The organism is Oceanicaulis sp. UBA6590 (assembly GCF_002433705.1).
Lineage (GTDB): Bacteria > Pseudomonadota > Alphaproteobacteria > Caulobacterales > Maricaulaceae > Oceanicaulis.
Map to the genome: position 1 here is coordinate 1 of NZ_DJIQ01000038.1, position 7,566 is coordinate 7,566.

At 64.9% G+C, this 7,566-nt stretch carries 7 protein-coding genes; 2 read left to right on the plus strand and 5 right to left on the minus strand.

The annotated features are described in order from the left end of the window. The 4 genes from B2Z70_RS08035 to kdsB form a co-directional block, all read right to left on the minus strand. A partial coding sequence (locus tag B2Z70_RS08035; protein WP_292982341.1) for a sugar transferase occupies window positions 1-1,350 on the minus strand: 1,350 nt, incomplete at its 3' end. A gap of 91 nt (window positions 1,351-1,441) precedes the next feature. After that, complete coding sequence (locus B2Z70_RS08040; RefSeq protein ID WP_292982343.1) at window positions 1,442-2,647, minus strand: O-antigen ligase family protein; 1,206 nt, start codon at window positions 2,645-2,647, stop codon at window positions 1,442-1,444. Next, window positions 2,644-3,288, minus strand: a complete 645-nt coding sequence (locus tag B2Z70_RS08045) for a histidine phosphatase family protein (RefSeq protein ID WP_292982345.1) — start codon at window positions 3,286-3,288, stop codon at window positions 2,644-2,646. The genes B2Z70_RS08040 and B2Z70_RS08045 overlap by 4 nt, the downstream gene beginning before the upstream one ends. Continuing rightward, complete coding sequence (kdsB, locus tag B2Z70_RS08050; RefSeq protein WP_292982347.1) at window positions 3,288-4,064, minus strand: 3-deoxy-manno-octulosonate cytidylyltransferase; 777 nt, start codon at window positions 4,062-4,064, stop codon at window positions 3,288-3,290. The genes B2Z70_RS08045 and kdsB overlap by 1 nt, the downstream gene beginning before the upstream one ends. Window positions 4,065-4,255: 191 nt before the next feature. Between kdsB and B2Z70_RS08055 the strand changes: the two genes are divergently transcribed. After that, window positions 4,256-5,026 (plus strand): YebC/PmpR family DNA-binding transcriptional regulator, encoded by a 771-nt coding sequence (locus B2Z70_RS08055; RefSeq protein ID WP_009801886.1) that lies wholly within the window; start codon window positions 4,256-4,258, stop codon window positions 5,024-5,026. Continuing rightward, window positions 5,026-5,670, plus strand: coding sequence for a (d)CMP kinase (cmk, locus tag B2Z70_RS08060; RefSeq protein WP_292982350.1), 645 nt, complete (start codon window positions 5,026-5,028; stop codon window positions 5,668-5,670). Before B2Z70_RS08055 ends, cmk begins: the two co-directional genes overlap by 1 nt. A 38-nt stretch (window positions 5,671-5,708) precedes the next feature. Here the strand turns inward: cmk and B2Z70_RS08065 are convergent, their stop codons facing one another. Next, complete coding sequence (locus B2Z70_RS08065) at window positions 5,709-7,529, minus strand: autotransporter domain-containing protein (RefSeq protein WP_292982352.1); 1,821 nt, start codon at window positions 7,527-7,529, stop codon at window positions 5,709-5,711. Between the last annotated feature and the right edge of the window lie 37 nt (window positions 7,530-7,566).

A 7,566-nucleotide genomic window follows, 5' to 3' on the forward strand; every position in this document is an offset into this window, starting at 1 on the left:
GCGCCAGAGCGACCAGTTGTGCACATAATACCGGTCCAGCCGGGCGCGCTCCTCGAAAGTGGTCTCGTTACGGCCATTGACCTGCCATAGCCCGGTCAGCCCCGGCCGCACCCGCTGATACTCCAGAAGCGCCTCGCCATAGGGCTCCTGCTGGTCCAGAGTCATGGGCCGCGGTCCCACAAGGCTCATATCGCCCTTGAGCACATTGATCAGTTGCGGCAGCTCATCCAGGCTGCTCATGCGCAGGAACTTGCCGACCGCCGTGATGCGCGGATCATCATCCAGCTTCTGATAGGCGCGCCATTGCGCCTCACGTTCGGGGTCGCTCGCCAGGATCGCTTCCAGCTTCGCCTCGGCGTCCACCACCATGGTGCGGAATTTCAGGCAGCCAAAGACCTTGCCCTGCGCGCCCAATCGTTTCTGGCTGAAGAAGGCCGGGCCGCCATCCCGACGGATGGCGAAGAGGAGGCAAGCCAGGAGCGGGCTCAGGAAGATCAGGGCGCCCAGCGAGGCTGCAATGTCAAAGCCGCGTTTGAGCGCTTGGGCGAAGGGGCGGTCCAGCGAATCGTGCAGGGACAGGATCAGGCCGTCTGCGGGCGGGAAGGCGACGGTGTCGAGCGCCTCGTTAGAAAGGACTCCCATGGCCGGACGATAATAGAAACGGGCGCCGTGTGCGGTCAGAAGGCGCGCCAGTCGTGCGGCGATCGCCTGGGTGTCTGCGTCGGGAGCCAGGAAGACCGGGCGGCGCGACAGGGCTTCGACCTGTTCATGCAGCGCGGCTTCGCTCAGCTGCCCGAACGGCTCCAGGCCCAGGCTGCGCTCAGCGCGCAACCCATGCCCCTGATGATGTGACAGAACGCTGTCCGGAGACAAGGTCAGCGCCTGAGGCGCCAGGACCGTGACCGGTTCCAGCCAGCCGCCCGTGGCCGTGAACAGCGCGCGCACCCCGACCCGCAAGGCCAGGACAAGACAGAGGACAGACATCCAGCTGACCGCCAAGGGCCAGGCCTGGTCGAGCGCGCCGTAAGCGGCGAGGCCAGCGATCTGAGCGATGCAGGCAAGGGCGCAGGCCTTGAGCACGGCGCCAGCCGCGCCCATTACCGGCTGGCGGGTGCGGTAATGCCCCTGCGCATTGAACCAGCCCATCAGAAGCACGCCCGAGACGAAGAAGACGGCGAGTTCTCCCGAGGCCTGAGGGTGAGCCGTCAGGGCGTGCAGCCCCTGAAGCAGGATGCCAGACAGGCTGATCGCGCTCATGTCAGACAGGACGAACACCTGAAGCGGATTGATCTTGCGTGCGGTTCGCGCGGCGGCGAAAGACGGCGCCTGTGCCTCAATCCGGGACGACATGGTGTTCTCCTCGATACGCGCAATCCGCTCTTGAAGGCGGTTGGGAGCATACGAGCAAGAATGGCGCCGTGGGACGGGCGTCGCTGCGGGGTCAGTCTGTCCTGTTCAGGAACGCCGAGAACACGCCCAACGCCAGGGCGGCGTGATGCCATTCCTGATAGACGCCATACCCCAGCATGACGCTGACCAGCCAGATTCCGCCCACATAGGCGAGGCCGGCCAGCTGGTCGCGGGTCAACCGGGCCCGTCCGAGGGCGCCCACCAGCGCAAACAGCGTGGCTGCGCACAGGATCGCGCCGACCGCGCCGGCATCCATCCAGATGTGGAGCCCGGCATTGTGGGCATGCAGCGGCAACCGATCGATGGTGATGTCGCGATACGGGGTCGGATCGCTCATGGCCCGCATGCTGTCCAGACCATGCCCGATCAGGGGGGCCTGACGAATCTGCTCGAGAACGGCTTGCCAGATTTCCAGGCGCCAGGCCCAGGACAGCGGGAGGGAGTCTTCGACGGGATCGGGCAGCAGGGCCAGGCCAAGTCCCATGAAAAGGGGCGCTCCCAGCACCCAGACGCCGGCGCCCAGCACCATCAGTTGCGGCGCCACGGGCCCGCTCCACAATGTGGCGCCGGCCACGATCAGGCCGAAGAGAAGGGCCAGGATGTTGGCTTCCACATCAAAGCTCGCCGAGGCGAAGCCCGCCATCACCATCAGCGCCATAGCCAGGCCGCGCTGAGCGGCGTCGGGGCGTCGCCACAACGCCAGAGCCACGGGGCCGGCCAGCATCATGAAGGCGGTCGCGCCACGTGACAGGGTCACCTTCGCATTGCGCACAGCTTCAGCCGGATACGTGGATTCTTCGAGATTCAGTTCGATCCAGCCGCCAATCAGTCCGCCGCTCAGGGCTTCGACCAGAAAGTAACCGCCAACGAGCAAGGCGCCGGCGACAAGGACGCGGCGCTGGCGGTCCGCCTCTTCTTCGGTCAGGCGACAAGCCATATAGGCCGCGAGCACGAACAATGGGGTCAGCAACGCCAGCTTGTAGACCTGATCGGGCTTGTCATAGGGCGACCAGAGATGGGACAGGCAGACCCACCCGATGCTCAGGACGCCCAGAAACACCAGGGTGGGCGCGCTCTTGAAGGCGCGCCAGCCGGAGACGAAAACCACAGGCGTGAAGATCAGACCGGCCAGGCCGACCGAGGTCGCCAGTCCCAGTCCGCCTGCCGCGATGAAGAGGGCGCTCAGCGTCAGGAGGGTCGCCAGGGTGACGGACGAGAGACGCCAGCTCCAGTTCACGAACGCAGAGCCTCGACGAAGGCGTCCGGAGAGAGATTCCATCCCAGCAGCTCGCGACTGTCGGCAGTGATGCGCACGGCGCCCATATGGCCGGTTTTCACCCTGGCGTCTTCTGTCGGCGCGTCCTGGCCAGCCAGAAGCTCATGAAAATAACGCAAAACGCCATTGGAGGTGAGGATGAATACAACCGTGTCCTCGCTGCGGTCCCGGGAGACGGATTCGAGCACGCTCCGGGCATTGGACTTCAGGGTCTCGACCGTGGGGCTCCAGCCGGCGCCGGTTGGCGGAATGGACCGGTCTCGCCAGTCCGCGATCGCGCTTTCGCCCCAGCTCTCGGTGATCTCGGCGTCGGTCTTGCCGCCCCAGACCCCGTAATCGATCTCCTTGAGGCGCTCATCAATCTCCACCTCGCCCGTGAAACCGCAAACCTCCCCGACCAGGCGGGCGCCATGACGCGTGCGCTTGAGAGGGCCGGCCAGGATGCGGTCAGGCAGCTGGTTGAGCGACCGCAAGGCTTCGCCCATGGCGCGCGATTGCTCGAGGCCTTTTTCGACCAGCGGCAGATCCTCGTTCGCCCCGACCCAGACCGGAGTGTCTTCAGGACCGAAGGTGTTGCCATGACGGGCCAGTATCAGAAGCATTACAGGATCTCTCCTTCACGGGCGATGATGTCGGCGGCGACGTCGGCGTCGCGCGGGGAGTCCACCGAATAGGGCGTGCGGCCGCGATATTCGGTCAGCACGACCCGGATCGGAATGCCGTTTTCAAGCGCGCGCAATTGCTCAAGGCTCTCGGTCAGTTCAAGCGGGCTCGGGTCCAGCGCTACGAGCTCGGACAGGGTGTCGAAGCGATAGGCGTAAAGTCCGATATGCTTGTAGATCGGCAGGCCCGTATTCTCGCGCTTGAACGGGATGATGGCCTTTGAAAAGTACAGGGCGTTCATGGCCTTGTCGAAAACGACGGTGGTGCCGCCCACTTCTCCGCGCCGCTTGGCCTCGCTCAGCTTGTCCAGCGCATCCTCGCTCAGCGCCACGGCGGGCGTCGCCAGTTTCAACGCCGGGTCCGCCTTCATGGCGGCGGCGGCGGCGTCCACCACCCAGGGCGGCGTCAGGGGCGCATCACCCTGCAGATTGACGATCACATCGTCTGGTTTGGCGAAGTCCTTGACCGCTTCAAAGGCGCGTTCCGTGCCGTTGCGACAACTTTCCGGCGTCATCACGGCTTCGCCGCCAAAGCCTTCAACCGCCGCCAGGATGCGTGCGTCATCGGTCGCGACGATCACCCGGTCGATGGAGGGCGCGGCTGCGGCCAGACGGCGCACGCGTTCGACCATGGGCACGCCGGCAATTTCGTGAAGGGGTTTGCCAGGAAAACGCGTGGAGCCGTAACGGGCGGGAATAACGGCGATAACGGTCATGGGGCGCCTTTAGGGAACATCAAAGCGGATACCCCGGTTCAATGCCATGCCCCGCCGCTGAAGACCAGTGCAGGCGCTGAGCGCTCAAGGTCTTGGCCGAAGCGCCCTCAATGGGGTAGAAGGCCCGCTCCAAGAATTCATGCGGCTTTGCAAAAGCCGTCGCGCCATTCGCCCACCCGGAGGTTTCGACCATGGCCGGCCACTCAAAATGGGCCAATATCCAGCACCGCAAAGGTCGCCAGGATAAGGCTCGCGCCAAACTGTTCTCGCGTTTGTCCAAGGAAATCATGGTCGCCGTGAAAATGGGCGGCCCGGATCCGGACATGAACCCGCGTCTGCGCCTTGCCGTTCAGAACGCCAAGGGTCAGTCCATGCCCAAGGACAATATCGAACGCGCCATCAACAAGGCGGCGGGCGGCGACGCCGAAGAATACTTCGAGATCCGTTATGAGGGCTTCGGTCCGGCCGGCATCGGCCTGATCGTGGAAGCCTCCACCGACAACAAGAACCGCGCCGCCAGCGACATTCGCGCCGCCTTCTCCAAGAATGGCGGAAACATGGGCGAGACCGGCTCGGTCAGCTTCATGTTCGACCAGCTGGGCGAGATCCGCTTCCCGGCCTCGGTCGCCGATGAAGAAGCCATCTTCGAAGCCGCCATCGAGGCGGGCGCAGAAGACGTGGTGCAGGAAGATCTCGTGGATGACGATGGCGAGCCTGCGCCGGAACACGTCATCTACTGCGCGCGTGAAGACCTCGCCGAAGTCAGCTCCGCCCTGCAGGAGAAGTTCGGCGAAGCCAAATCCGCCAACATCATCTGGAAGCCGCAGAACCTGATCGAGGTGACCGGCGACAAGGTGGCGACCGTGATGAAGCTCATGGAAGCGCTCGAAGACCTCGATGATGTGAGCACCGTCTTCGCCAATTTCGACATCTCCGACGAAGACATGGCTGCGCTCGACTGATGGTCGGCTCACCGCGCTCTGTCATCATCGCCGTGGATGGTCCGCTCGCCTCTGGCAAGGGGACCATTGCGCGCGCGCTGGGGGCGCGGTTCGGCGTGCCGCATCTCGACACCGGCGCGCTCTATCGCGCCGTGGCCGTCGCCATGATCGAGAAGGGCCTGCCGCCGGAAGACGCCGACGCGGCGGAAGAGGTTGCACGCACGCTGGATGTGAACGCCATTGATGAGGGCAAGATCCGCACGGCGGGCGCCGGCGTCGCCGCCAGCGTTGTTTCGGCCCATCCGCGGGTGCGCGCCGCGCTGCTCGATGTGCAGCGCATATTCGCCACTCAGCCCGGCGGAGCCGTGCTGGATGGCCGCGATATCGGCACGGTGATCTGCCCGGATGCGGATGTGAAACTGTTCGTCACCGCGGATGAGGAATCCCGCGCCTGGCGACGTCGGGCCGAGCTCGTCAATCGGGGTGAGGATATCAGCTTCGAGCAGGTGCTGGGCCAATTGCGCCAGCGCGATGCGCGGGACGCCAGCCGGGCCGATGCCCCCATGCTCAAGGCGGATGACGCCATCGAACTCGACACCTCCGAGATGTCGGTGGATGAGGCTGTCCGCGAAGCCATTCGTCTGGTGGAGGAAAAGCTGGGTTGAGCCCGGCGGCTTGAGGACAGCCGGGCTCAACCTCGCGTCTAGAAGCCCAGTCGAACCTGCAGGCGAGCCTGAAGACTTTCCGTTCCGTCTCCGGTCCGGCCCGCTGCGGTCAGGGCGATGCTCAACCGGTCGCGGATTTCCGCCACATACCCCAGCTGAGCGCGCAGCACGCCATCCTCATTTCCACCCGCCTGTGCGGTGGACAGGTCCACGTCGTTGAGCAGCACGCCAAGTGTTCGCTCGGCGTCGTCCTCGCTTTCATAGGCGAGGCCGGCTGTCAGCTGGCCGGCGTCGCTGACCTGCCATTCAGCGCGGAGCCCGGCTTCATACAGGGTGCTGCTGAAATCGGTCTCCTGATAGCGACCCGCAAGCAGGACGCCCTGCTCGATATTCGTGCCCAGCTCGTAATCGGTGAAGACGCCCCGCAGATAGGGGGTCAGGATGAAGCCTTCTGCCGGCGTGAAGTCGAATCCGGCCTCGAGGGCGGTGAAGCTGTGGTCAATGACCCAGGAGCCCGTGACGGAGTTGCGGGGCGCGAATCCCGTGGCGCGCATCGTGTCCATGTCGGTGCGGCCCAGACCGGCGCCGCCGAGCACATAGAAGGCGCCGGTGGACCAGCCGCCATGAACGGCGATGGCGAAGGTTTCAGCCTCGCCGGACGCCGCGAGCGCGGAATCCACACTGCTGGTCGTGTCTGCGAAGCTGACGCGTCCGCCTGCAAAGAAGCCATTGTCCAGATTGGCGTTGAAGCCGCCCGACACGGACCACCCGTCATAGTCGACGCCGGCGCGTCCGGCCTCTGCATCCACCGAGCCGTCCAGCCAGCCGCCGGTCAGATAGGGACCGGTCTGTTGGCGGGCGCGTCCGGCCTCATCCATCGCATCCACGATCAGATGCCGGCTGACCTGATAGGCGTGCTCGGACAACCCGCCGGCGCTCTGGCCGGCATAATCGTCGTTCATCCCGCTCGCCACCACAAAGGCGGCCAGAACGGCGTGGGACTGGGTCGTGGGATGGATGCCGTCATAATCGCTCCAGTCGGCCGGGCAGGCGTCCAGAAGCAATCCCTGGCTGACGCAATCGGTCCGAACTTCGCTGAACCCGTAGGCGGCGGGGTCGGCGTACAGGTCAAGCAGCAGATCCTCCACATTGATGTAGAGCACATCGGCGCCGAACTGTGCGCTGATGGCGGCGTCCACGCTGCGCAGTCCCAGATTGAACTGGGCGGCGGCCTGGTCGAATTGCGCATCGAACGGCGCAGGCGCTTCAACGGAGGTCCCGATGGGCGGCACGCCGAAGAGTACGAAGCGTCGGGCCCCGGCGCTCGCGAGGGTGGTCAGGGTCTGCTGGATGTCGGCGACGCCCTGATTGATGTCGAGCGGCGCTCCGCTGAGCGCGGACAGGAAGTTGTTGCCCCCGATCCAGATCGAGAAGATGTCCGAGCTCGTCGGCGCGGCGATGCTGCCATTGGCCACGCCTGCGGCGTAGAACTGGGCCTGTTCTATGGAACCGGGCAGGATCGGGCCGCCCGGGCTGCTGGCGAAGCCATAGGTGCGGGCCCCGCCATGGGCGAAGTTGATGCCGTTCGAGGCGTCGCCAATGATGCCGGTCAGAAAGGGCGAGAGGGCCAGCGTGTCTCCTGTCAGATATTCATGCCAGACGGGGCCATTCGAGAACCGCCCATTGAAATAGACAGGCGGAGCGCCCGCGCCGGCGGCGAGGAATACATTGCCGGTGTCTGACAGGCTGTCGCCGAACACGTAAGACTTGCCGGCGGTGAAATCCCAAGTCTGCGCCAGCGATGGTGCAGTCGCGAAGCACAGGGCGGCCACAGAGGCCCCCATGATTTGTTTAAACATTTAGCTCCTCCCCAGAGCGCATTTCGGGTGCGCATTT

Excerpts from the sequence above, each read along its gene's own strand:
- B2Z70_RS08045 (WP_292982345.1), bottom strand. The coding sequence starts at position 3,288 with ATGCTTCTGATACTGGCCCGTCATGGCAACACCTTCGGTCCTGAAGAC.
- kdsB (WP_292982347.1), bottom strand. The coding sequence starts at position 4,064 with ATGACCGTTATCGCCGTTATTCCCGCCCGTTACGGCTCCACGCGTTTT.
- B2Z70_RS08055 (WP_009801886.1), top strand. The coding sequence starts at position 4,256 with ATGGCCGGCCACTCAAAATGGGCCAATATCCAGCACCGCAAAGGTCGC.
- cmk (WP_292982350.1), top strand. The coding sequence starts at position 5,026 with ATGGTCGGCTCACCGCGCTCTGTCATCATCGCCGTGGATGGTCCGCTC.
- B2Z70_RS08065 (WP_292982352.1), bottom strand. The coding sequence starts at position 7,529 with ATGTTTAAACAAATCATGGGGGCCTCTGTGGCCGCCCTGTGCTTCGCG.